A 25,113-nucleotide genomic window follows, 5' to 3' on the forward strand; every position below is an offset into this window, starting at 1 on the left:
GACATGCCGATCTACCAACACGCTTTACTGCTGGTACAGGATGAACGCGACGGCCGGCTGCTGTTGCGCCATGCCGAACGCCTCAATCAGCAGATGAATACGCGCATTACCGTGGCGCACATCAGCGCCGACTATGCCGAGCTGGACTACCTCAGCGATGCGCAAACCAAAGATCGCCAGTCCAGCGAGGTGATCGCCGCCAAAGCCATGCTCAGCCGCCTGGTGGAAGACTGCTCAATCCCCCTGGAGGTACGCGCAATGGTCAGCATCCATCGCTTCAAAGACGTCGAAGCCCTGATTGCCCGTGAAGGCGTCGATCTTTTGTTGCTCGGCCATCAGAACCGTCCGTTTGGCGTCTATGCCTCCTTCGGCTTCGAATTCATCAACCATTTATCCATCGACGTGCTGATAAAGCACGTTCCCACTCCCTAGAACGAGGTGACACCCCATGAACGATGAGATTGAAAGCGTAACCGCCAGAGAGATCCTGGATTCGCGCGGCAACCCGACCGTCGAAGTCGAAATGAGCGCGGCGGGCGTCGTGGCCCGGGCTTCGGTGCCTTCGGGAGCCAGCACCGGGTCGCGCGAGGCGGTGGAGCACCGCGACGGCGATCCGCACCGTTTCGGCGGCAAAGGCGTACTGGAGGCGGTGCACAGCGTCAAAACGGCGATCAACGAGGCGCTGCGCGGAGTGGATGTGCGCCAACAAGAGGAGATAGACCGCCGGCTGATCGCGCTGGACGGCAGCGAGAACAAGAGCCGATTGGGGGCCAACGCCCTGCTCGGCGTTTCTCTGGCCGCCGCCCGCCTCGCGGCGCAATTGTCGCAGCTGCCGCTGTATCGTTATCTGGGCGGCATCGGCGCCAACCTGCTGCCGGTGCCCTGCATGAATATCATCAACGGCGGCGTGCACGCCCGGTGGCAAGGGGCGGACTTTCAGGAGTTTATGATAGCTCCCCTGGGCGCGCCGTCGCTGCGCGAGGCCGTGCGCTGGGGCAGTGAAGTTTATCAGACGCTGCGCCAAATCCTGTTGGAAAAAGGCCTGTCGGTCGGCGTCGGTGACGAAGGCGGTTTCGCGCCGGCGGTCGCCTCAAACCGCCAGCCGCTCGAGCTGATCGTGCAGGCGATAGAGAAAGCCGGCTACCGGCCGGGAGAAGATATCGCGATCTGCATGGATCCGGCCTCGAGCGAATTCTACGCCGACGGCAAGTATCGCCTGCGCAGCGAGAACCTCGAGTTGGACGCAGCCCAGATGACGGCCTATTACCAACGGCTGGTGCAGGATTTCCCCATCGTGCTGATTGAAGACGGCTTGGCCGAGGACGACTGGGCCGGCTGGCGTATTCTGAGCGACGCCCTGGGCGACCAGGTGGAGCTGGTCGGCGACGATCTGTTCGTCACCAACGTGAAATACATCCAGCGCGGGATTGATGAACGGTTGGCCAATGCGGCGCTGATCAAGCTGAACCAGATCGGCACGCTGAGCGAAACCTTCGCCGCCGTACAGCTCTGCCAGGCGAACGGCTGGGGCACCTTTATCTCGCACCGCAGCGGTGAAACCGTCGACAGCTTTATCGCCGACATGACGGTCGCGATGCGAGCCGGCCATCTGAAAACCGGCGCGCCGAGCCGCGGCGAGCGAATCGAAAAATACAATCAGCTGATGCGCATCGAAGACCAGTTGGGCGCCGCGGCGGTGTATGCCGGTCGTTCCGCCTTTAAACGCCGCTAAGCTTTGCCGGCCGGGCCGGCGATGCGTCGGCCTGTTTTTCGCCCTTGGCTTGGCACAGCCCGGCGACACCGGACTCCAATAAGGTCAGCCGGGTCGTCAACAAGGTTTCTCGTTGTTCATTCAGCGTGGCCATCATCAGCTCGATCTCCGCTAGCCGTTCATCGACGCCGCGTATCAACCCATCCTCATAAGCGCTGCCCTGCAGCGCCAACACGCGTTGGATCGCCTGCAGCGAAAACCCCAGATTTTGGCCGATTTGGATCAGGTGCAATCGCTCCAGCGCGCTATCGCTGTAGACCCGATAGCCGTTGACGCCGCGCACCGGTTTCGGCAGCAACCCCAGCTGCTCGTAGTAGCGTATCGCCGAGGCGGCCACGCCGGCGCGCTGCGCCAATTCTCCGATCTTCATGCCCTATTGACCTTAAAGTTAACTTTAAACCTAGTATAGCGCCATTCCCCTTACGACAGGAGCGCAAAACCGATGTTTACCCCACTGACGCTGCCCAACGGCAGCCGCCTGACCAACCGTCTGGCCAAGGCGGCGATGGAAGAAAATCTGGCCGCCCCAGGCCAACTGCCCGGCCCGGCGCTGTGGCGCTTATACCGCTATTGGGCCGAAGGCGGCGCCGGCTTGATCATCACCGGCAACGTGATGATCGACGGCCGCGCCATGACCGGCCCCGGCGGCGTGGTGCTGGAACAAGACACGCCGCTCGCCGCGTTCGAAACCTGGGCCAAGGCCGCGCGCCAGGGCGGCGCGCAGGTGTGGATGCAGCTTAACCATCCGGGCCGGCAGGTGATGGCGAACATGGGCGGCAACGCATGGGCGCCCTCCGCCATCCCGCTGGCGATGGGCAAGCACAGCAAGCTGTTCGCCCAGCCGCAAGCGATGGATGAAGCGCAGATCGCCGAGGTTATCGCGCGCTTCGCCGCCAGCGCGCACGCTGCCGAACGGGCCGGTTTTACCGGCGTGGAGATCCACGCGGCGCACGGCTATCTGATTTCCCAGTTTCTCTCGCCGCTGACCAACCAACGCAACGATCGCTGGGGCGGCGAGTTGGCGAACCGCGCCCGCCTGCTGCTGGAGGTGGTGCGTGCGGTGCGCGAGCGCGTCTCGCCGGGCTTTTGCGTGGCGGTCAAACTCAACTCCGCCGATTTTCAGCGCGGCGGTTTTTCTTCGGACGATGCCCGCCAGGTGGTGCTGATGCTGAACGATCTGCCGGTCGATCTGATCGAACTGTCGGGCGGCAGCTACGAAAGCCCGGCGATGCAAGGCGAAACGGCGGACGGCCGCACCCTGGCGCGAGAAGCCTATTTTCTGTCCTTCGCCCGCGATCTTGCCGCGGTGGCCCGCATGCCGGTGATGACCACCGGCGGCATCGCCCGTCCTTCAGTAGCGCAGCAAGTGCTGGACAGCGGCGTCGCGGTTGCCGGCATCGCCACCGCCATGGCGGAAGTGCCCGATCTGCCGCGGCGCTGGCAAACCGGGGCAGCCCCCCATGCGCTGCCTGCCCCGGTCACCTGGCGCAGCAAAGCGATGGCGTCGCTCGCCCGCATGGCGTTGGTCAAGCGCCGGATGCGAGCGCTGAGTGACAATCGGCCACGCAGCGTGCGCTACTCCCCGCTGTTCACGCTGCTCGTCGATCGGTGGCGTACCCGCCGCATCCTGCAGCGCTACCACGCCTGGTTACGGCAACGTTAACGGCAACAGCGCCGGCGCACCGGCCGGCGCTGCGTAAAAATCGCGCTTTTTTGATCGCGCTACGTGAAATCTGAGAGAAATCACCGATCTGGATGCTGCGCTTTTAACGGTTGGCCATTTATATTCATCACAAATTTTGTGTATATAAACGCTATAGGACTTAAGGTGGTGAATAGATAAAAATAAGCCGTTAATTCCTATTTATGTTATTAAACGGAAATTCACCTTATTAATAAGCGTATTAAAGCCGTCTGCAGGTTGGCGACGGAAAGGATTTTTGTGCCATGTTAACGATATGTTGTTTTTTACCGGCAAAACCAACGGTCAATAAATCAACAACATATTGATGAGCCTAAGAAAAAACTAAACAATTCAAAACAAAATCGGCTATTGAGGCCCAGGCGAAAAAGCCATATATTGGTCGCGCTTTTCACAAGGCAGTTACTTTTCTAATTCATTAATTCAATCGGAGCGTGTTGAGACCTTCGGTTGTAGGAGAGATATGATGACGGATAAAGTCCGTATTGATACTTTAGTTGCAAACTCATTAAACGGAAACAATGAAACCTATTTGGCGCGCCAAGCCGAATTTGAGTCGAATGTTAGGAGTTATCCGCGCAAATTGCCGTTGGCAATTGCGAAAGCCCAGGGCGTTTGGATCACTGATGTTGAGAATAATCAATATCTTGATTGCCTGGCCGGGGCGGGAACGTTGGCTCTTGGACATAATCACCCCGACGTCCTGCAAAGCATCCAAAATGTCATTACCAGCGGCTTGCCGTTACATACTCTCGATCTCACGACCCCGTTAAAAGATCGTTTCTCCGATTACCTGCTCTCTATGTTGCCGGGCGAAGGCAAAGCCTATTGCCTGCAGTTCTGCGGCCCGTCCGGTGCCGATGCGGTGGAAGCCGCGCTGAAGCTGGCGAAAAAGCACACCGGCCGTTCCAGCGTGATCAGCTTCTCCGGCGGTTATCACGGCATGACCCACGGCGCGCTGTCGGTCACCGGCAACCTGTCGCCGAAGGCGGCGATCAACGGCATGATGCCGGAAGTGCAGTTCATGCCTTATCCGCATGAATACCGCTGCCCGCTGGGCATCGGCGGCGAAGCCGGCGTCAAGGCGCTGACCTACTACTTCGACAACCTGATCAACGACGTGGAAAGCGGCGTGCGTAAACCGGCGGCGGTGATCCTGGAAGCCGTTCAGGGCGAAGGCGGCGTTAACCCGGCACCGGCCGAGTGGCTGCAGCGCATCCGCAAAGTGACGCAGGAGCATGGCATTCTGCTGATCATCGACGAAGTTCAGGCCGGTTTCGCCCGTACGGGCAAGCTGTTCGCCTTCGAACACGCCGGCATCGAGCCGGACATCATCGTGATGTCGAAAGCGGTCGGCGGCGGCTTGCCGCTCGCGGTACTGGGCATCAAGAAAGAGTTTGACGCCTGGGAACCGGGTCACCACACCGGCACCTTCCGCGGCAACCAGCTGGCGATGGCCACCGGCCTGACCACCCTGCAATACCTGAAAGAGCACAAGGTCGCCGACAAAGTGGCCGCTCAGGGCGAATGGCTGAAAGGCAAACTGGCCGAGCTGCAGAAACGTTATCCGGTGATCGGTCACGTCCGCGGTCTGGGCCTGATGATCGGCATTGAGATCGTCAAGCCGAACGAAGCGCAGGATCACATGGGCTGCTACCCGGCCGATGGCGAACTGTCTGCGCTGCTGCAGAAGAAATGCTTCGAATCCGGCCTGATCCTGGAGCGCGGCGGGCGCAACGGCTGCGTGCTGCGCCTGCTGCCTTCGCTGCTGATCACCAACGATGAGCTGGGTATTTTCCTGGATAAATTTGAGCAGGCGCTGTTGGCCGCCGGCGTCAAGCCAGTCTGATTGGAGCGAATGACCGCGATGTCCAAGTTAAACCCGATTCTGGCTTCCTCGGCGCACAGCGCCGAGGCTTACCGCCAGGCGATCGCGCAGAGCAGTGAAGCTGTCGTGCAGTGGCTGCAACAGCCCGAGATGTATCAGGGCAAAAGCGTGGCCGAACTGCGCGAGCGCATCAAGCTCGACTTCACCCCGCAAGGCCTGGGCAACCAGGCGGCGATTGATCGCGCCATCGAGTACTTTTTGAAAGACAGCCTGTCGGTGCACCACCCACAGTGCGTGGCGCACCTGCACTGCCCGAGCCTGGTGATTAGCCAGGCTGCCGAAGTGCTGATCAACGCCACCAACCAGAGCATGGATTCCTGGGATCAAAGCCCGTCGGCCACGCTGATCGAAATGAAGCTGATCGAGTGGCTGCGTGCCCAGGTCGGTTACCAGCCCGGCGACGCCGGGGTGTTCACCAGCGGCGGCACCCAGAGCAACCTGATGGGGCTGATGCTGGCGCGCGATGCGTTCTTCGCGCGTCAGGGCCACTCCGTGCAGCAGGACGGCCTGGTGGGCGATCTGCGCAAGCTGAAGGTGTTCTGTTCTGAAAACGCCCACTTCTCGGTGCAGAAGAACATGGCGCTGATGGGCCTCGGCTATCAGTCCGTCACCCTGGTGAAAACCGATCGCTTCGCCCGTATGGACGTGAACGACCTGGCGGAAAAACTGGCACAGGCCAAGGCCAACGGCGAGCAGGTGATGGCGATTGTCGCCACCGCCGGCACCACCGACGCCGGTGCCATTGACCCGCTGCGCGACATCGCGCGGCTGGCGGCGCAGCAGCAGATTTGGGTACACGTGGATGCGGCCTGGGGCGGCGCGCTGCTGCTTTCCGAGCAGTACCGCGACTACCTGGACGGCCTGGAACTGGTGGACTCCATTACCCTGGACTTCCACAAGCAGTTCTTCCAGACCATCAGCTGCGGGGCCTTCTTGCTGAAAGACGAGCGCCACTATGAGCTGATGCGCTATCAGGCGGCCTACCTGAACTCCGAGTTCGACGAAGCGCAAGGCGTGCCGAACCTGGTGTCCAAATCGCTGCAGACCACCCGCCGCTTCGATGCGTTGAAGCTGTGGATGGGGCTGGAAGCGCTGGGGCAGAAGCAATACGCCGAGATCATCGATCATGGCGTGACGCTGGCGCAGCAGGTGGCGCGTTACATCGCCGATCAGGAATCGCTGGAACTGGTGATGCAGCCGCAGCTGGCCAGCGTGCTGTTCCGCTACCGTCCGGCGCAGCTGGCGGCGAACGGCGACGCGGCCGTCGCGCTGTTCAACCAGCGCATCGGCGACGCCCTGCTGGAATCGGGCCGCGCCAACGTCGGCGTGACCGAGTTCGATGGCGTGACCTGCCTGAAGATGACGCTGCTGAACCCGATCGTGACGCTGGAAGACATCAAGCTGTTGCTGGCGCTGGTCGAGAAAACCGCCCAGCAGCTGCCGGCGTAACGCCGCGCAGCCTGCCACCCAAGCCGATAACCTCCGTTATCGGCTTTTTTATTGCTCATCAATCGCAGGAGACGCAGCGTTTACGCTGATATACTGCAGCAAACGCCTTCCCCCATTTCCAGCACCACAGGACACCCACGCATGACCGATCCGGATTTCAACCTGTTGATCGCACTCGACGCGCTGCTGACGGCGGGCAGCGTCGTCGGCGCCGCACGGCGTCTCGGTTTAAGCGCCTCGGCGATGAGCCGCACCCTCAGCCGGCTGCGCGCGGCCACCGGCGATCCCCTGCTGGTGCGCGCTGGCCGCCATATGGTGCTGACGCCCTATGCCGAAACGCTGCGCGAGCGGGCGCGGCACGCGGCGTTCGAAGCGCGCGCGGTGTTGCGCCCGGCGCAGGGGGCATTGGATCCCGCCGTGCTGGATCGGACCTTTACGCTGCGTGCTAACGACGGCTTCGTCGAAGCCTTCGGCCCGGCGCTGATCGCCGCCGCGGCCGAACAGGCGCCGCGGGTGCGACTGCGCTTTGCGCCCAAGCCGGAGAAAAGCGACCGCCCCCTGCGTGAAGGGCTGGTCGATCTGGAGATTGGCGTGCTGGGTGACATGGGCCCGGAAATCCGCCTGCAGGCGCTGTTCCGCGATCGCTTCGTCGGCGTGATGAGAACCTCACACCCGCTGGCGCAGCAGCCGGCGATCGGCGCCGCCGACTACGCCGCCTGCGGCCACGTGGTGGCCTCGCGCAGCGGGCGCATCCTCGGGCCGGTAGACGCCGCGCTGGCGGAGCTGGGGCTGGCACGCCATATCGCCGCCGTGGTGCCGAGCTTTCCGGCCGCGCTGGCGGTGGCGCAAGCCTCGAACCTGCTGGCGTTGCTGCCCGCCTCGTTCCTGCATGCGCAACCGGCGGGCGGCCCGCTGCGCGTCTTCGAGCTGCCGGTGAAAACGCCGCCCATCACCGTGTCGCAAATGTGGCATCCGCGCCTGGACGCCGAGGCCGATCACCGCTGGCTGCGCCAGCTACTGCTGACGGTCTGCCGCCAACGCGTGCAGGAACCGTTTCGCGCAGAGTGACAATGTCACTAAATTTTGCCTTGCTGACGGCGAGTGATCCCGCCGACGGCAAAGCCCCCATAGCCTGAGGGTTGTTCCCCCTCGCGCGATGGGAGAACATAGCGTTCACGATGCCTGACTCAGTGAAGCGCCCATGACACTTCCCCCTCTCTGGCCGGTGTTCGACGGCCATAACGACCTGCTGCTCAACCTGTGGCTGCAGCATGACGACGATCCGGCCACCGCCTTCTATTCCCGCGTCACGCCGGGCCACCTCGATTTCGCCCGCATGCGGCGCGGCGGATTTTTCGGCGGGCTGTTCGCGGTATTTATTCCCCCGGTCAGCTATATCGCCCAGATGCGCCACCAAACGCAGGACGAGGCGCAGGCCACCTTCGATCCGCTGGCGATCGCCGAACGGCAAATCGCCATCCTGCAGCAGCTGGAGCAGGCTTCTCAGGGGCAGCTGCGCATCTGTCGCACCGCCACCGAGATAGAACAGTGTCGTCTCAACCGACAAATCGCCGCGGTGCTGCATATTGAAGGCGCCGGCATGATCGATGCGGAGCTGACGCAGCTGGAGGCCTTCTACCGGCTGGGCGTGCGCAGCATCGGGCCCTTCTGGAATCTGCCGAACGCCTTCGGCACCGGCGTCAGCGGGCCGTTCCCCGGCTCACCCGATACCGGCCCCGGCCTGACGCCGGCCGGCGAGGCGCTGATCCGCGCCTGCAACCGCCGCCGCATCATGATAGACGTCTCGCACATGAACGAGAAAACCTTCTGGCAAACCGCCGAGCTGAGCCGCGCGCCGCTGGTCGCCACCCACTCCAACGCCCACGCCCTCTGCCCGCAACCGCGTAACCTGACCGACGCACAGCTGGACGCCATCGCTCAGAGCGGCGGGATGGTCGGCGTCAATTTCGGTACCGCCTTCCTGCGTGCGGACGGCAAACGTGACAGTGCAACGACTGGCTTAACAGAAATTGTTAAACACGTTGAGTATTTGATCGCTAAACTTGGTGAAGATCGCGTGGGATTTGGCTCTGATTTTGACGGGGTCAACGTACCGCACCCGTTGGCAGATGTCGGCGGCCTGCCGCTGCTGACGCAAGCGCTGGCACAGGCCGGGTTCGATAACCGGCTGCTGGAGAAGCTGACCTGGCGCAACTGGCTGAACGTGCTCGCCACCACCTGGGGCGAATAACCCGGTTACGCTTTAAAGGTTGCGATCTCCGTCACATTTCGCCAACATTGGGCCGGCCGAATGCGAATGTTTCTCATTGGGCTCGAACTATTACGATGCATGCTAAGGAGCACCGCTATGACTACCTGGACTAAACCTGAATTTGTTGACCTGCGTCTGGGTCTGGAAGTGACGCTGTACATTTCCAACCGTTAATCGCCCGTCTGCCCGCCTTTCGCGCGGGCATTTCTTTCCCTCTCTTTCTGGTTTAGACATGCAGATAAAAGTTCTCGGCTCAGCAGCAGGCGGCGGCTTTCCCCAGTGGAATTGCAACTGCGACAACTGCCGGGGCGTTCGCGACCACAGCATCAACGCCACGCGCCGCACCCAGTCTTCCATCGCCGTCAGCGACGACGGTAAAAACTGGGTACTGTGCAACGTTTCCCCGGACATTTGCCACCAGCTGCTGGCCTCACCCGAATTGAATAATCCCGATGTGCTGCGCGGCACCGGTATCGGCGCGATCGTGTTGACCGACAGCCAGATCGATCACAGCGCGGGCTTGCTCAATTTGCGCGAGGGCTGCCCGCATCACGTCTGGTGCACGCCTGAAGTGCATGACGATCTCAGCACCGGCTTCCCGGTGTTTCCCATGCTCTCCCACTGGAACGGCGGGCTGATTCACCACCCGGTGACGCCCGGGGAGCCGTTCCACACGGCGGTCTGCCCGACCGTGCGCTTTACCGCCATTCCGCTACTCAGCAACGCGCCGCCCTATTCGCCGTACCGCGATCGCCCGCTGCCGGGCCACAACGTGGCGCTGTTTATCGAAGATACCGCGCGCGGGGTCGGGCTGCTGTACGCACCGGGCCTGGGTGAGCCGGACGAGGCGCTGATGCCGTGGCTGCGCCGCGCGGACTGCCTGCTGATCGACGGCACGCTGTGGCGCGACAACGAGCTGGCCAACGCCGGCGTGGGCCGCAATACCGGCAAAGACATGGGGCATCTGGCGCTGGCGGAAGAACACGGGCTGGCGGCCCTGCTCGCCACCTTGCCCGCCAGGCGCAAAATCCTGATCCACATTAACAATACCAACCCAATCCTCAATGAAGACTCGGCAGAGCGGCAAAGCCTGACCGCCGCCGGCATTGAAGTGAGCTGGGACGGCATGAATATCGAACTGTAGGGAACCGCCATGACGCAACCACTGCCCCTGACTCCGCCGGCATTTGAAGCGGCGCTGCGCGCCAAAGGCGCTTATTACCATATCCACCACCCGTACCACATCGCGATGCACAACGGTGAAGCAACCCGCGAGCAGATCCAGGGCTGGGTGGCCAACCGGTTCTACTACCAGACCAGCATTCCGATCAAAGACGCGGCGATCATGGCTAACTGCCCGCAGCAGGAAACCCGCCGCAAATGGGTGCAGCGCATCCTGGATCACGATGGCTACGGCGGCAGCGAAGGCGGCATCGAAGCCTGGCTGCGCCTGGGCGAAGCCGTCGGGCTGCAGCGCGACACCCTGCTCTCTGAAGCGTTGGTGCTGCCGGGCGTGCGCTTTGCGGTGGACGCCTACGTCAATTTCGCGCGCCGCGCCTGCTGGCAAGAAGCGGCCTGCAGCTCGCTGACCGAACTGTTCGCGCCGCAAATCCACCAGTCGCGCCTTGACAGCTGGCCGCAGCACTATCCGTGGATCGACGCCGCCGGCTACGACTATTTCCGCAGCCGCCTCGGCCAGGCCAACCGCGATGTGGAGCACGGCCTGGCGTTGGCGCTGGACTATTGCGACACCGTTGAAAAGCAGCAGCGCATGCTGGAGATCCTGCAGTTCAAACTGGATATTCTGTGGAGCATGCTGGACGCCATGAGCATGGCCTATACCCTGAACCGCCCGCCTTTTCACAGCGTGACCGCCGCGCGGGTATGGCACAACCAGAGGCTGGTGTAATGACGCTGAACCCTGAACACACCCCGGTCTTCCGCCGCGGCTACCGCCTGCAATGGGAGCAAGTGCAAAATAGCCACGTGATCCTCTACCCGGAAGGCATGGCCAAGCTGAACGACAGCGCCGCCGCCATCTTGCAGCTGGTCGACGGCCACACCACGCTGAACGGCATCATCGCGCAGCTGAACGCCCGCTTTCCCGGCGCCGAGGGGTTGGCGGATGACGTGCTGGAGTTTTTCCAGCGCGCCTACGAACAAAAATGGGTGACCTTCCGTGACTGAAGCACGCGCGCCGGCGGTGAACCCGCCGCTATGGCTGCTGGCGGAGCTGACCTACCGCTGCCCGCTGCAGTGCCCCTATTGCTCCAACCCGCTCGATTTTGCCGCGCAGGAAAAAGAGCTGACCACCGCGCAGTGGATTGAGGTGTTTCGCCAGGCGCGGGCGATGGGCAGCGTGCAGCTCGGTTTTTCCGGCGGCGAGCCGCTGGTGCGTAAAGACCTGCCCGAGCTGATCGCCGCCGCGCGCGATCTCGGCTTTTACACCAACCTGATCACTTCCGGCATCGGCCTGACCGAGAAGAAGCTGCAGACCTTCGCCGATGCCGGGCTGGACCATATCCAGATCAGTTTTCAGGCCAGCGACGAAACGCTGAACGCCGCACTGGCGGGCTCCGCCAAGGCGTTTCAGCAGAAGCTGGCCATGGCCAGGGCGGTCAAGGCGCTCGGCTATCCGATGGTGCTCAACTTCGTGTTGCATCGCCACAATATCGGTCAGATCGACCGCATTATCGAACTGGCGATCCAGCTGGACGCCGACGACGTCGAGCTGGCGACCTGCCAGTTCTACGGCTGGGCACACCTCAACCGCGAGGGCCTGCTGCCGACCCGCGAGCAGATCGCCGACGCGGAAGCGGTGGTAAAACGCTACCGCGAACGCATGGCCGCCGACGGCAAGCTGGCCAACCTGCTGTTCGTCACGCCGGACTACTACGAGGAGCGCCCCAAAGGCTGCATGGGCGGCTGGGGTGCGATCTTCATGAGCGTAACGCCGGAAGGCATGGCGTTACCCTGTCATAGCGCCCGTCAGTTGCCAATCGCCTTCCCGTCGGTGCTGGAGCACGATCTGCAGCATATCTGGTACCACTCGTTCGGTTTTAACCGCTATCGCGGCTATGACTGGATGCCGGAGCCCTGCCGTTCCTGCTCGGAGAAAGAGAAAGACTACGGTGGCTGCCGCTGCCAGGCGTTCATGCTGACCGGCAACGCCGACAACGCCGACCCGGTATGCGGCAAATCGCCGCACCACGGCACCATTCTGGCGGCGCGGGAAGCGGCGAATCGTTCGCAGATCGGTATCGATCAGCTGCGTTTTCGCAATCAAACCAACTCCCGTCTGATTTTCAAGGGTTGACGATGGCACTCGCCGGCGCCTCCTGGCAGCTCGACAACGGTTTGGCCGTCAAGGCGATAAGCGATCCTGCCGCCGCTAGCGCCGCCGCGCTGGTGCGCATTGAAGCGGGCAGTTTTCAGGCGCCCACCGCCTGGCCGGGCCTGGCGCATCTGCTGGAGCATATGTTGTTTCGCGGCAGCGCGAACTTCAGCGCGCAAGATAGTTTGATGGGCTGGGTACCGTCAGTGGGCGGCCGCCTGAATGCCACCACTCAGGCCACGCAAACCGCGTTTTTCTTCGAGGTGGGCGCCGATCATTTGGCGCAGGGGCTGGCGCGGCTGAGCGATATGCTCGCCGCCCCACAGCTGGCGGCCGAGGCGATCGCACAGGAGGTTGAGGTCATCGACGCCGAATACCGCCTGCTGCGCGCCGAGGTGGAAACCCGCTGCGAAGCCGCACAGCGGCAGATGTTCGCCGGCCTGGACGCCATGCACCGCTTTCATATTGGCAGCCGCGCCGCTTTCGGCAACGACATTTCCGCCCTGCAGCAGGCGCTGCGGCAGTTTCACCGGCGCTATTTTCGCGCGCCAAACCTGACGCTGTGGCTGCAAGGCCCACAATCGCTGGCGCAGCTGCATGTTCTGGCCCAGCGTTACGGCAGCCGCTTGCCATCGGGCAGCGCCATACCGCACAAAGCCTCACCGCCGCTGACCGCTGCGAAAGATTACACTCTGTCTCTTCCCGGCACGCCGCAGCTGAGACTGGTGTTTGCCCTGTCGCGCTCCCATGCGCGCGGTTGGCTGCGGCGGCTGGAGCGCCTGCTGCTGGACGAAGCCCCCGGCGGGCTGCTGGCGCGGCTGCGCGCTCAGGCGTGGTGCGATGCGGTTCGGCTTGATTATTCGCGCTGCAGCGAGAACAACGCGCTGCTGAGTTTTATCTTTACCGTCAATCACGGTTCAGCCACTGAAGCTGCCCACATCGAAAGCGCGTTGTTGGCGTGGCTGCAGGCGCTGCAGGTGCTGGCACCGGCTCAGCTTGCGCATTACGAACGGCTGGCCAATCGCGATCTCCACCGTTTGGCGCCGCTCGATCAACTACGCGCCAGAGCGTTTGGGTTGCCGCCGGCGGAGCCGAACGACGATTGGCCACGGCATATTGCGGCGCTGATTAGCGCGCCGCGCCGCCGCCTGGCCGTGCGGCCCGATGGCGGCGGCGAAACCCGTGAAATTCAAGGGCTGCCGCTGGCGCTTGGCCCCTTCGTCGGCGCCGCGCTGACGCCCGCAGCGGAACCTTTTCGCTTTTTCACCGCCTCGGCGGCGCTGCCGAGTCCGACTTTGCCTTCCGGCCTGGCGCCGCTGCGGCATCTGCTCCCTGGCGAAGCGCAGCCGGTGCTGTTGCTGCGGCCGGCGCCGTCCAGCCCCTTCAGCGATGAACAGGCCTGCGGCATACAGGCGGCGCTGCGCGCCGGGGCGGCCGAACTGGCGCATCAGGAGGGACATTTAAGCTTCGAACGCCACCAGGGCGTGTGGCTGCTGCAGTTGGCGGGCAGCCACTCGCTGATCTGCCGTGGGCTGAGCGTAGTAAACCGCGCGCTGGCGGTGTTGTCGCCGGCCGTGCTCAACGAGGCGGCGAGAAACCTGCGCCATACGCAGCGGAAAGCGCAAAACGATATCGCCATTCGCCGTCTGTTAGCCCAATTGCCGGCGGCGCTCAGCGCGCCAACCGCAGCGGCGCAATGGCATGCCACCTTGATCGGCGGCGATGGCGAGTTAAAACGGCAGCTGTCGCACCTGCTGTACGGTTTCCCCTATTCCGTGGCCGCGGAGCCGCCGCTGCCGACACATCACCATCATCGCCCCGTCACGCTGACGGAAAGCGGCGCCGAAAGCGCCTTACTGCAGTTTTACCCGCTGCCGAACGGCGAAGCCGAAGGCCGTTGGGCGCTGCGCGTGCTGGCTCAGCTTTACGCCCCGCGTTATTTTCAGCGGTTGCGCGTAGATCGCAACGTGGGCTATGTGGTGCAATGCGCCTTCCACCGCTGTGCCGATGCCGAAGGCCTGCTGTTCGCGCTGCAATCCCCGACGTTCAACGTTGAACAGCTGCGGCAGTTAACCGACGAATTCTTACTGCAGATGCGCCAAGAGCTGGCGCACGTTGGCGCTGGCGAGCTGGCGCAAATACAACAGGCGCTGCGGCAAGGCCTGCAGCGCCTCAGCACCGAATCGTTGCAGCGCGCCCGAGAAATTGCCTTGGAAAATCGCGCACTCATTGCCGCCAAGCCGATGACACTGACGCAACTGACGGATTGGCAGCAGCGGCTGTTCCCCGCAGGCTGATGTTGCGGCGATGCCAATCCGACGCGATATAAACGCAGCAAGACAAACAATCATCAGGAAAAGATATGTCTCAGAAAATCATGTTATCCCTGTAAAGCTTGCTCCGGAAAATTATTTAAATAAGAGCATGTTGATAAATCGCTTAACCGACTTCTTCCTTTTCCTTTTATACCAGGCATATATTCTTCGCTTTTTCATTCTTCTAAACTCATAAGCTAGAGATATATAAAACACCATGAGCAGCAACATTAATATAACAATCATAAGTTAGCCCAAATCCATTTAGCCATTTCATATGATTATTATCTAATTTAATAAATTAAAAAATTAGAAACATCCTGTTCTAAATATTACTTTATCACATCCCTCAAACCGGCCTTTTATGCTGGCCGGCGAGGCTCGAGAGTTATAATTGCACCGCCCAGTTAGCCCGTCGTGAACAACACAGTGGGTAAGCGATGCCGGTCAGCACCATGCTGATCACCCAGGAAATGTCTGCGCCCGGGATCAGATTGGCGTAAGGGCCGGAGAAGAACGCGTTCTCAACAAAAGGCACCTGCACCGCAATACCGCCGAAATAAACGCCGAGCGCGCGGGTGTTAAGCAGGCCGTAGCGCCCGCCGTCGGCGCTGAAAATGGCCGAAATGTCATAGCGTTGGCGGTTAAGCAGGTAAAAATCGATCAGGTTGATCATGCACCACGGGATCAGCACCGAGATCAAGGCAAAGATCAGGTTCAGGAACAGATGTACAAAGTTGGCCGAGGCAACCAACGCCACCCATACCGATCCCAGCAAAATCAATGCCGAGAACAGCGTACGTATCCGCGCATTAGGCATCCACTGCGGCAAGAAGGTTTGTACGGCGGTAATCAACGAGAGCACCGCACCGTACAAATTCATCGAGTTATGGCAGATGATGTTGATCAGAAACAGCACCATCAGCACCGGCCCCAACCCTCCCGTCGCCTGGCGTACCGCCTCCATGGCATCGTCGCTGCCGGCGACCAGATTGACCGCCACCATACCGAACACGAAGGCTAAAATGGTACCGCTGCAGGCGCCCAGATAGGTATACAGGAAGGGTTTGGCAATGCCGACTTCCGCCGGCAGGTAACGCGAATAGTCTGACGTGTAGGGCGAGAAACTGATTTGCCAGACGGCGCCGATGCAGAATGTGGCGAACCAACCGGCAATGCTGAACGATCCCCGCTGCCAAAAATCCGCCGGCAGCGGTTGAGAAAACATCAATACCAACCCGAGAATCAGCGCGCTGCCCATCACCCAGGCGCCGATTTTGTTGATCTTGTGGATGAAACGGTAGCCCACCACCCCGATCAGCGTCGCCAGCACCGCGCCAATCACCGTCGCCACGCCCATGCTCAATGATGGGATGACGTTATGGATGACCTTGCCCGAAAGCGTGATGTTGGAAATAAAGAACCCCAGATAGATCACCGTGGTGAACACGATCACCAACAGCGAACCATAGCGGCCGAACTGCGCCCGGCTCTGCACCATTTGCGGTATCCCGACCTGCGGCCCCTGGGCCGAGGTCAGCGCCAGAAAAATGCCCCCGAACAGGTGGCCGGCGACAATCGCGCTCAGCGCCGAGAGAATATCGAGATGAAACGTCTGCGTGGAGATGGCCCCGGTCACCACCGCCAGCGGCGCAATGTTGGTGCAAAACCACAGGGTAAACAGGCTGCGGGCATGGCCGTGACGCTCCGCGGCGGGAACAAAATCGATCGACTTGTCTTCAATAAACGCGGTCTGCTCTGGCTGAGAATTCATATATCCCCCGGTTAACGTGGATTCTTATTTTTTTACAGCGTGTAGGGTGCGAATAGGTCGAAAAAGCGTGCGTTTGCCCCGGCGCGCCTGTATCAACGCGATGAAAACAGAGCTGCCGGCGCGACCTGAGATCGCGCCTGATTACGCTGACTCAGCGCATGACGAAGGGATCGTCTATCGGATCGTCACTGGTGCGCAGCCACACCGTCTTGCTGGTGGTATATTCCAGCGCGGCGTCAATCCCGCCCTCGCGGCCAACCCCCGACTTGCCGTAGCCGCCGAACGGCGCCAGCGGCGATACCGCCCGATAGGTATTCAGCCACACCACGCCCACCCGCAGGCGTCGGGTCACCCGATGCGCACGCGTCAGGTTCTGCGTGAAAATGCCGGCCGCCAGGCCATAGGCTGAATCATTGGCAAGCTGAATCGCCTCCGCTTCGTCCCTGAAGGTCAACACCGACAGCACCGGGCCGAACAGCTCTTGCTTTACGCACTCGGCGTCGGGTTGCGCACTGCAGTCGACGATCGTCGGCGGGTAATAAAAGCCCTGTGAATCGATCGCCGCGTGGCCAACCACCAGTTTCGCCCCCTGCTCCAGCGAGCGGCTGACGATGGCGGCGATCCGCTCTTGCTGCTGCCGGGTACAAAGCGGCCCGAACTGGGTGTCCGGGCGATCCGGCGGCCCGATGCGAATACTGCGCACCTTCTCCGTCAGCCGGGCCAAAAACGCGTCTTTGATGCTTTCTGCCACCAACAGGCGCGAACCGGCTACGCAGCTCTGGCCCGACGCGGCGAAAATGGCCGCCACCTGCGCATTCGCCGCGCTGGTCAGATCCGCATCGTCGAAGACGATAAACGGCGATTTCCCGCCCAGCTCCAGCGAGGTGCTGGCGAGGTTTTCCGCACTGCCGCGAACGATGTGCTTCGCGGTTTCCGCGCCGCCGGTAAAGGCGATGTGGTCTACCTGCGGATGCGCCGTCAGCACCGCGCCGCAGTCGGCGGCAAAGCCGGTGATCACATTGCATACGCCGCGTGGAAAACCGGCCTCGTCTATCAGCCTGGCGAACGCCAGCAGCGGCGCCGGCGCGGTTTCCGCCGCTTTGACCACCAGCGTGCAGCCGGCGGCGATCGCCGGGCCGATTTTCACCGCCGCAAGAAACAGCTGGCTATTCCAGGGCACGATCGCCGCCACCACCCCGATCGGTTCTCGCCGCACCCAGGTTTCCATGTCAGGTTTGTCGATCGCCAGCACGCTGCCTTCCATCTTGTCGGCCAGGCCGGCGTAGTACCGGTAGTATTCCGCCACATAAGCGATCTGCGCCTGGGTTTCCCGGATGATCTTGCCGGTATCCAGCGTCTCCAGCCGCGCCAGCTCGGGAGCGTGTTGCTCCAGCAAATCGGCCAGCCGCAACAACAGCTTGCCGCGCGCGCCGGCGGTCATATCGCGCCATTCGGCTCCCTGAAACGCCCGGTGCGCCGCGGCAACGGCGCGATCCACATCCTGGGCGCGGGCTTCCGCCACCTGCGCCCAGGGTTCACCGGTCGCCGGGTTGAGCGAGGCGAAGGTCGCCGAACCGGCGTCAAACCGGCCGTCGATGTAGAGTTTGAATGATTCCATCAGCGCCTCCGTCAGTGAAATTCCGGCATCACGCAGCGAATGAACCGCTCCAGAGAGGCCTTTTTACGTGCAAAGCTCATGCCGCTGTCGATCCACAACGCAAACTCGTCATAACCCAGCGCCTCATATTTTTTCAGCCGCGTAATGACCTCATTGGCGGTACCGATAGCCAGGTTAGTGCGCATCATCTCGGCGGAATAATAGGTATTGGCGGCGATCTCTTCATCGCTCAGCGGCTGAATCAGCCCTTGCCGCACCGGCCGCTGGTTCTTGAACCAGGCGCCGAAGTAGTGGTAGAAACGGTTGAGCTCTTCCGCCGCCAGGCGGGCGTCCGCCTCGTCTTCCGCCACATAGCCATGCTGCAACAGCATGATCTTCAGCGGCTGCTCGGCGGCGAAGCGTGCACGCGCCTCGTTGAAACAGGTCACCAGCCGCACGATCTCCTCTTCCCCCTGATGCAGCGGCGTCACCTGAACGTTGCAGCCGTTTTGCACCGCAAATTCGTGGCTGTTGGGATCGCGCGCCGCCACCCAAATCGGCGGATGCGGCTGCTGTTTCGGCAGCGGCGAGGAGGTGGTCGCCGGGAACGACCAGTATTCCCCCTGATGGGCATAGTCGCCCTGCCAGAGTTTTTTTACCGCCGGGATCAGCTCGCGCATGCGCTGCCCCGCATCCCAGGCGGTCAAACCGGGCATCAGCCGTTCGTATTCATAGGAATAGGCGCCACGCGCGATACCCAGCTCCAGCCTGCCGCCGGTGATGATGTCGGTCATCGCCGCCTCGCCCGCCAGACGGATCGGGTGGTTGAACGGCGCAATGATGGTGCCGGTGCCGAGCCGCACCCTGGAGGTGCGCCGGGCAATGTCCGCCAAATTGATGAATGGATTCGGCGCGATGGTGAAATTCATGCCGTGGTGCTCACCGGTCCAGATGGCGTGCATGCCGCCGCGATCGGCGATTTCGCAGAGTTCGATCATCTCCTGGTAGAGCTTTTCCTGCGACTCTTCGGGTAACGTTCGTTCCATATGCACGAATAAAGACAGTTTCATCACACTCTCCCGTTCAGCCTCAACCGGCGAATTGCTTGATGGCACCGCTGTGCTCATCGCCATAATAGATACCGTAATTGCCCACGGCGTTTTCTTTGACGAACCGGCCCAGCATCGACCGCAGCGCCGGATCCTTGATCGGCAGCCGCGCCAGCGTCGGCATATCGAACCATTCCGCCGCGCTCAGCTGCGGCGTCAGGCTGCCGGCGTCGGTCGGCAGCGCACACAGAAAAACGATGTGCTGCTGGTGCTTCTGCCGGTCGTCATAGACGGAATAGACGAAACCCGGATGGGCGTTGATGCCCAACTGCTGCAGTAAATCCCCCAACGTTTCGCTGACGCTGCGTTTCTCCACCGCGCTGGACGGCAGCTGATAGCCGCCGTCGTTTTGCCGTACCATCACGGCATGCCCTTCAAACTCGATCAGCGCGCTCACCACCACCTGCGGCCCGCCAATCAGCGACTGCGCGTTTTGATACGGCGTGAAATAGGCACCGCGGTAATACCCCAGACCGGCGGTGGCGTTGGACTCGAACCCTTCGACCTGGCCGATCAGAATGGCATGGTCGCCGGCATCCACCACCTGATGCAGCGAGCAGTCGAACCACGCCGAACTGTTATCGATCAGCGGCACCCGTGACGCGCTCCAGCGCCAATCGATCAGCGCAAAGCGGTCTTCGTTCTTTTGCGCAAAAATGGTTGAAGCCTCTTTTTGCTGTTCCGCCAGAATATTGATGGCGAAGTGGCTGCACTGGGTGAAGTGTTCCAGGTTTGCCGAACGTTTATCGATGCTCACCAACAGCAGCGCCGGATCCAGCGACACCGATGAAAACGAATTGGCGGTGAAGCCAATCGGCCGCCCCTGCTTGTCCACCGAGGTCACAATGGTGACGCCGGTCATAAAGGCGCCGAAAGCGTCGCGCAACTGCCTGCGTTTATCCGCGTCCATTTGCCGCTCCTAAAGTCAAAGGTTGCTCTGCGGTCAGAAAATCGAGCATCAGCGCGTTGACGCGTTGCGCATCGGTCAGACTGACCATGTGTTTGGCGTTCTCAATGATCACCGCGCGCCCGTTCGGTGCGGCCTGCGCCATTTGCCGCGCCATCTCTGGGCTGGAGTTGGCATCGTGCTCGCCGGTCAATACCAACACCGGGCAGCGGATAAGGTGCCAACGCTGGGCATACACCCGATCGCCGGTAGCAAACGCCTGATACGCGCGGGCGTAGCCCGTGACGTCCACCTGTTGCAACCAGCCCCCCACCTGCCGGCGCAGACGCTGTTCGGCGGGATCGGCGCCAAACCACCGGCTCAGCGGCGAGTCGATCTGCGTCTGGCCGCTGGCCAACGCGCTGGCGCGTTGCGCAACCGCGGCACTGGCCTGGGCCGAGCGCTGGAACACGCCGCTCATCACCACGGCGCGTTTGACCCGTTCCGGATAATCGATCGCCAAACCGGCGGTGATCAACGCCCCCATCGAGTGCCCCGCCACCGCAACGCTCGGCGTCTCCAGGGTGTTTAAGAAGGCCGCCATCCAGCGCACGTAATCCTCCAGCGTCGCAGCGTGGGCGAAGCCTTCGCTTTCGCCGTGGCCCGGCATATCGACGGCGATGACCCGAAAGTGCGCGCTAAGCGCATCGAGCTGGGGATACCAGGTCTCCGCGTTCATGCCTACGCCGTGGATCAGCACCAGCGGCTCGCCACGCCCGGCCTCCAGATACCCCACCCGCAGAGCGGGCTCAGACAGCTGCCGGATTGTTCTGATCATGGCCCAGCTCTTTCAGATCCAAATAACGGTTGCCGATACGGTGATGCGGCCGCCCTCCCAGCGCCGCGCCCAGTGCGATGACGATTTCGTCGTCGAAAGGCGCGTCGTTGATGTTGAACTGGAATGTCAGGTAGTGCTCGCGGCTGCCTTCGTCGTTTTTCCCCATCATCGGGATCAGGATCGGCGCGTTGGCCGGCCCGCGGGTATTGTTGAACGCCAGATAGCTTTTACCGTTGACCGCCGAGCGGTAGTGGTTGCCGAAATGCAGCGTGTGAATCAGCGCCGAGGCGTGTTCCAACTCACCGCCCAGCCCCACCACTGCGCTTTTGCCGAAGGCTTCCACCCGCTCGCCGGAGCCGGCCTCTTTGAGGATCAAACCGGTCAGCAGCTCACCCAGCACCGGCGCCATTTCTCGAATCTTTGGCGCCAGATCCTCAACAAAGCCTTGCCCGGCCCAGGGGTTTTTAATCACCGCCGCCGCCGCGATCATCACCAGCGGTTTGCCCGCCGATTTGCCACCGTCGGCGTAGAGGGTTTCTGTGGAAACCAGAGTCTTACGGATGTCTTGATGCATAAGGGACCTCGAAAAGTAAATCAAATGTTAATCAGATGTCACGAGTCGAGGGTATAACATCGGGCAGATTGGCATGTCAAAATTTGGTATACCATAATACGGTATTCTTATTTTCATCTAAGACGGTAAAGGAAAATTGAAAATAACCGATATTAATCAAAAGCTTAATAAACCCGTATGGGCTTTGGCCGGGGGCGAAACGCCGGCCACGACCGCTTCCGCTCAGCGGCCGGTGCCCGTGCCGAACCCGTTGAGCCAGCGGGTATCGGCAACGAAAAGCGTTTTTTTTAGGCTATCTTTCGATTTTGTGAGCTGCTGCAACATTCGCCGTTTTAGCGATGCGGCGCGAAATCGGCCGCCGTTGCTTTGCAGGTTGGAAAGATGTTAATAGTACCGGGCAAACGGGAATACGCGTCGTTATCCGGATTAATGATGATCCACAAAAAATAGAGACAATTATGGTTCAGGCGTCATTGAAGATTGAGAATGCACCGGTCACCTTGCGCGAATTGGCATTGGCGAAAATTAGGCAGGCGATTATCTCAGGGTATTTTCAGGCCGGCGATCGTTTGGTGGAACGCAGCCTGTGCGAGGAGCTGGGCGTCAGCCGCAGCGTGGTGCGCGAGGTGATCCGTTATCTCGAAGCGGAGGGGCTCATTGAAACACTCGGCAAGAAAGGGCCGATTGTCGCTATTCTGACCTGGGAAATTGCCGAGCAGATTTATACTATTCGTCTGCTGCTTGAACAGGATGCCGCTCACGACTGCGCTTTGAAAGCCGGGCCGGAAGATAAAAAGAAACTGCATGAAAAATTAATTGCAATTAATCAGGCTTCGGCCGGGCAGGACGATATTCAGCGCGTTGAGGCGTCGCAGGCCTTTTATGAAACCATTTTCCAGGTGGCCCATCACGCCATCGCCTGGGAAATCGTTCAACGCCTGAATAGCCGCATCAGCCGCCTGCGCGCCCTGACCCTGAAAACCCCGGAGCGCCAGCTGGCCGGTTTCGAGCGCATGACGCGGATCTATCACGCCATCGAACAAAACAATCCGACGCAGGCCAGGCAAGAAGTCATCGATCACCTGACCGAGGCCGCCGCGCTGGCCAAGCGCATTCTGCAACAGGAGCCCTGAGATGCCCGCTTACTGGATTGCCCATGTCACCGTGAAAGATCCGCAGCAATATCAGCATTATATGGATTTGGCGCCTCAGGCGTTTCGCCAGTTCAACGCCCGTTTTCTCGCCCGCGGCGAACAGGCGCAAACGCTGGAAGGCCCGGCGTTTGTGAAACATGTGCTGATCGAATTCGACGACTACGCCACCGCCCTGGCCTGCTACCATTCACCGGCCTATCAGCTGGCGAAACAACAGCGGCGCCACGTAGCGGAAGCCATGATTACCATCGTCGACGGCTTGCCGACCTCCCCATAAAAGCCCCCCACCGTTACGGCGGAGGCTGGGTGGCGTGAGGTGGGATAACCGCCGGGTCAGGCCGGCGTTTTCCGCTAGTTATTTCTCTTCAGGATCTTTCCCGTCTCGGCCCAGATTTGACTGCGGTAATGATCGTCTTCCTGAGAGAAGAAAAGTACAGTCAGCCCTTCCTTGTCTAACAATGCAATGCCATCGGGTGCAGGACGCCACGCCACTGGCTCTTGCGGCAAGACGTCGGGCGTGCAATCAGACAAAAATTTTAGGCTATAGCCGCCGGCCGATTCCACACCCTCCGTGTTGAGCTGTACAACACAGGACTTTGATTTATCGCTGACCGTCCACTGCCCGGATAGCGTTTCGGCAGAAGGTAAAACCAGACTGCTTGCCATAGAGGCTCCTGAAAACAAGAATATTATTCCGACAAGAATAGATTTACACATAGCTGGCCCATGCAAAACGGTGGGCATCATCGCCCACCGTTGCCGTTTTATACGATAAAGTCAACAGCGACGTCAGCCTGCCCGACGATGTGCACCAGGAAGTCTGGATTTGCACCGCCATGGATGTTGAAGGCCAGTTCGCTCAGATTGCTTTGGGTATCATAGGACACCAGCGCCTCACCGGCCTGCCCGCTGAAATGATCGACAAACTGAATAAAATCACTGCCTTTATCGCGTTGGTTGAAGAAGGACAGATCGATCTTGTCCTTGCCTGACTCAAAGTCCCAAATTGTATCAGGAGCCCGAACAGGCGAGTCATTCAGGTCAGAGAAGACAAAAATGTCGTTACCTTGCCCTCCCCACAATTGATCCTGGCCCGCCCCACCGTAAATAACATCGTTACCGGCGCCGCCTTTGAGCACATTGTCTGCGTGATTTCCAACAATGACGTCATTACCTGCTCCCCCTATCGCGTTTTCGATGGTGGCGCCGGCAGCGATGGAAACATTCCCTTTTAATCCACCGACGTCGGAGAAAGCGCCTTCGTTCAAATTGATACGTTGATTTTGGCTATACCCCGAAAAATCGAGGGTATCATTGCCACCTGCATCCCAAACAGACATCACCAGCTTGTCGTGGCTGTCCTTGAGCGTATAGAAGTCTCGGCCTGTATTTGAATTAAACCCGTAAACGGTGTCGCCGGTTCGGGTAGTCATGTTGGCGCCGTAAAGATGCTGGATGGCCGCGATATCATCAACCAGCGGTGCAGCGGCATAGTAATGGCCATGATCCGCGTTGGTAATGGATTCATTCCAGTAACTCATTACGCTAAACTGCCGGGTATCTTCGGCGTAAACTGCCTTGGTATAATTTGGGCTGCCTTGCCCCGCATTATAAGTGCCCGGGTGATCTAACCCGAGAGTATGGCCAACTTCATGGGTAATGGTTAAGCGGCCGTAATTACCTAGCTCAGGATGCAAATTTTCGGAGTGATTCTTAATGTTGTACCAACTTTGCCCATCAGAATTGTACCCTCTGTAATCATTGCCATTATATGAGTAAGGTTTCAAGGCATACGCTTGTCCCGTCCCCTCATAATTCCCAAAGGTAATATTGGAAGGTTGACCTGAAGCAACTTCGACAAATTTGATGTTGGCAACATCGGCCCAGGATTGTAAAGACAGCTTCGCCTGTTCTTGCTGCTGTTGCGTGAACGCACTCAGCCCCGTATCACGTTCCGGGGAGCGGTGGCTCAGGTTCAGTTCGTTATAATCCCAATCTGGGAAGGAATAGGTCACCGTCGCCTCTTTTCCCGTGACGTGAACGCCATTCCAGGTTTTATCGCCGCGCGCTATCTGCAACCCCGCCTCATTTATGTCATAAGACGGTTTGTTATTTATCGTCAGGCCATTCCCGCGTTCATGGTAGTGAATAAGATCGTTAACACTGTCCCAACCCGTTTCGTTTCCATTCATGGTATTACCCATAACTTTCTCCACAAAGTAGCTAGTATTAATATGACATCCGAAATGTCTCTTAGGGATAATCAAAATCCGGAGAATAGCGATAACCCGATACGCCCACTCTTTTTCCTATCCCTTTACACCCAGAGAGTAAATTTACTTTTAACTACCCGAGCCTCCTTACCCATGATTGATAACTGATGCAACTGCATGAGATCGCGATGTGTCCGTGCAAAATGCGCGAAAGTAACAGGCCGCATTGATCCGGCA

The 25,113-nt window shown here is 60.3% G+C and carries 24 protein-coding genes; 15 read left to right on the forward strand and 9 right to left on the reverse strand.

Features of this window, described 5'->3' with window-relative positions; all coding sequences use genetic code 11:
- Positions 1-3: 3 nt before the first annotated feature.
- Both WCL58_RS03425 and eno read left to right on the forward strand, forming a co-directional pair.
- The gene (locus WCL58_RS03425; protein WP_046687045.1) at positions 4-432 is read left to right on the forward strand and encodes a universal stress protein; all 429 of its coding nucleotides are present in this window, start codon (positions 4-6) and stop codon (positions 430-432) included.
- 16 nt (positions 433-448) lie between these two features.
- Positions 449-1,732: a phosphopyruvate hydratase gene (eno, locus tag WCL58_RS03430; protein ID WP_060418913.1), complete on the forward strand. Its 1,284-nt coding sequence runs from the start codon at positions 449-451 to the stop codon at positions 1,730-1,732.
- Here the strand turns inward: eno and WCL58_RS03435 are convergent.
- On the reverse strand, positions 1,719-2,141 hold the full coding sequence (locus WCL58_RS03435; protein ID WP_060418915.1) for a MerR family transcriptional regulator: 423 nt from the start codon (positions 2,139-2,141) through the stop codon (positions 1,719-1,721). The genes eno and WCL58_RS03435 overlap by 14 nt on opposite strands.
- Before the next feature lie 72 nt (positions 2,142-2,213).
- Between WCL58_RS03435 and WCL58_RS03440 the strand changes: the two genes are divergently transcribed.
- From WCL58_RS03440 to pqqF, 11 genes are all read left to right on the forward strand, one after another.
- Complete coding sequence (locus WCL58_RS03440; protein ID WP_060439950.1) at positions 2,214-3,434, forward strand: NADH:flavin oxidoreductase/NADH oxidase family protein; 1,221 nt, start codon at positions 2,214-2,216, stop codon at positions 3,432-3,434.
- Between the two features lie 505 nt (positions 3,435-3,939).
- Complete coding sequence (locus tag WCL58_RS03445) at positions 3,940-5,322, forward strand: diaminobutyrate--2-oxoglutarate transaminase (RefSeq protein WP_336850511.1); 1,383 nt, start codon at positions 3,940-3,942, stop codon at positions 5,320-5,322.
- A gap of 18 nt (positions 5,323-5,340) precedes the next feature.
- Positions 5,341-6,810, forward strand: a complete 1,470-nt coding sequence (locus tag WCL58_RS03450; RefSeq protein WP_033638493.1) for a pyridoxal phosphate-dependent decarboxylase family protein — start codon at positions 5,341-5,343, stop codon at positions 6,808-6,810.
- 141 nt (positions 6,811-6,951) lie between these two features.
- Complete coding sequence (locus WCL58_RS03455) at positions 6,952-7,878, forward strand: LysR family transcriptional regulator (protein ID WP_060418919.1); 927 nt, start codon at positions 6,952-6,954, stop codon at positions 7,876-7,878.
- Positions 7,879-8,011: 133 nt separating this feature from the next.
- Positions 8,012-9,061 (forward strand): dipeptidase, encoded by a 1,050-nt coding sequence (locus WCL58_RS03460; protein WP_087762829.1) that lies wholly within the window; start codon positions 8,012-8,014, stop codon positions 9,059-9,061.
- Between the two features lie 117 nt (positions 9,062-9,178).
- Positions 9,179-9,256, forward strand: a complete 78-nt coding sequence (pqqA, locus tag WCL58_RS03465; protein WP_004937827.1) for a pyrroloquinoline quinone precursor peptide PqqA — start codon at positions 9,179-9,181, stop codon at positions 9,254-9,256.
- A gap of 58 nt (positions 9,257-9,314) precedes the next feature.
- On the forward strand, positions 9,315-10,226 hold the full coding sequence (pqqB, locus tag WCL58_RS03470; protein WP_060418923.1) for a pyrroloquinoline quinone biosynthesis protein PqqB: 912 nt from the start codon (positions 9,315-9,317) through the stop codon (positions 10,224-10,226).
- 9 nt (positions 10,227-10,235) lie between these two features.
- Complete coding sequence (gene pqqC, locus WCL58_RS03475; RefSeq protein WP_336850514.1) at positions 10,236-10,991, forward strand: pyrroloquinoline-quinone synthase PqqC; 756 nt, start codon at positions 10,236-10,238, stop codon at positions 10,989-10,991.
- Complete coding sequence (gene pqqD, locus WCL58_RS03480) at positions 10,991-11,269, forward strand: pyrroloquinoline quinone biosynthesis peptide chaperone PqqD (protein ID WP_016927749.1); 279 nt, start codon at positions 10,991-10,993, stop codon at positions 11,267-11,269. The genes pqqC and pqqD overlap by 1 nt, the downstream gene beginning before the upstream one ends.
- Positions 11,262-12,398 carry a pyrroloquinoline quinone biosynthesis protein PqqE gene (gene pqqE, locus WCL58_RS03485; protein WP_060439955.1) on the forward strand — a complete coding sequence of 379 codons (1,137 nt, stop codon included), beginning with the start codon at positions 11,262-11,264 and terminating at the stop codon, positions 12,396-12,398. The genes pqqD and pqqE overlap by 8 nt, the downstream gene beginning before the upstream one ends.
- 2 nt (positions 12,399-12,400) lie before the next feature.
- Entirely contained in the window at positions 12,401-14,713 is a 2,313-nt protein-coding gene (gene pqqF, locus WCL58_RS03490) for a pyrroloquinoline quinone biosynthesis protein PqqF (protein ID WP_336850516.1), read from the forward strand.
- Between the two features lie 406 nt (positions 14,714-15,119).
- Here the strand turns inward: pqqF and WCL58_RS03495 are convergent, their stop codons facing one another.
- The 6 genes from WCL58_RS03495 to WCL58_RS03520 form a co-directional block, all read right to left on the reverse strand.
- Positions 15,120-16,505 carry a purine-cytosine permease family protein gene (locus WCL58_RS03495; RefSeq protein ID WP_060418931.1) on the reverse strand — a complete coding sequence of 462 codons (1,386 nt, stop codon included), beginning with the start codon at positions 16,503-16,505 and terminating at the stop codon, positions 15,120-15,122.
- Between the two features lie 151 nt (positions 16,506-16,656).
- Complete coding sequence (locus tag WCL58_RS03500; RefSeq protein ID WP_180548598.1) at positions 16,657-18,123, reverse strand: aldehyde dehydrogenase; 1,467 nt, start codon at positions 18,121-18,123, stop codon at positions 16,657-16,659.
- 11 nt (positions 18,124-18,134) lie between these two features.
- Positions 18,135-19,172: an LLM class flavin-dependent oxidoreductase gene (locus tag WCL58_RS03505; RefSeq protein WP_049199552.1), complete on the reverse strand. Its 1,038-nt coding sequence runs from the start codon at positions 19,170-19,172 to the stop codon at positions 18,135-18,137.
- 19 nt (positions 19,173-19,191) lie between these two features.
- Positions 19,192-20,121: a flavin reductase family protein gene (locus tag WCL58_RS03510; protein WP_336850519.1), complete on the reverse strand. Its 930-nt coding sequence runs from the start codon at positions 20,119-20,121 to the stop codon at positions 19,192-19,194.
- Entirely contained in the window at positions 20,108-20,935 is an 828-nt protein-coding gene (locus WCL58_RS03515) for an alpha/beta fold hydrolase (RefSeq protein WP_197779313.1), read from the reverse strand. Before WCL58_RS03515 ends, WCL58_RS03510 begins: the two co-directional genes overlap by 14 nt.
- The gene (locus WCL58_RS03520) at positions 20,907-21,509 is read right to left on the reverse strand and encodes an amino acid synthesis family protein (protein WP_033648297.1); all 603 of its coding nucleotides are present in this window, start codon (positions 21,507-21,509) and stop codon (positions 20,907-20,909) included. The genes WCL58_RS03515 and WCL58_RS03520 overlap by 29 nt, the downstream gene beginning before the upstream one ends.
- A gap of 338 nt (positions 21,510-21,847) precedes the next feature.
- On the opposite strand from WCL58_RS03520, the gene WCL58_RS03525 reads away from it, so the two are divergent.
- On the forward strand, positions 21,848-22,642 hold the full coding sequence (locus WCL58_RS03525) for a GntR family transcriptional regulator (protein WP_204275777.1): 795 nt from the start codon (positions 21,848-21,850) through the stop codon (positions 22,640-22,642).
- Between the two features lies 1 nt (position 22,643).
- Positions 22,644-22,940 carry a DUF1330 domain-containing protein gene (locus tag WCL58_RS03530; protein ID WP_060418938.1) on the forward strand — a complete coding sequence of 99 codons (297 nt, stop codon included), beginning with the start codon at positions 22,644-22,646 and terminating at the stop codon, positions 22,938-22,940.
- Between the two features lie 74 nt (positions 22,941-23,014).
- Here WCL58_RS03530 and WCL58_RS03535 read toward each other — a convergent pair whose 3' ends face one another.
- Both WCL58_RS03535 and WCL58_RS03540 read right to left on the reverse strand, forming a co-directional pair.
- Positions 23,015-23,329, reverse strand: coding sequence for an AprI/Inh family metalloprotease inhibitor (locus WCL58_RS03535; RefSeq protein WP_060418940.1), 315 nt, complete (start codon positions 23,327-23,329; stop codon positions 23,015-23,017).
- A 98-nt stretch (positions 23,330-23,427) separates the two neighbouring features.
- On the reverse strand, positions 23,428-24,867 hold the full coding sequence (locus WCL58_RS03540; protein WP_336850521.1) for a serralysin family metalloprotease: 1,440 nt from the start codon (positions 24,865-24,867) through the stop codon (positions 23,428-23,430).
- Positions 24,868-25,113: the final 246 nt, after the last annotated feature.

The organism is Serratia sp. TMDUHS_CL (assembly GCF_037137105.1).
GTDB classification, from domain to species: Bacteria; Pseudomonadota; Gammaproteobacteria; order Enterobacterales; family Enterobacteriaceae; genus Serratia; species Serratia nevei.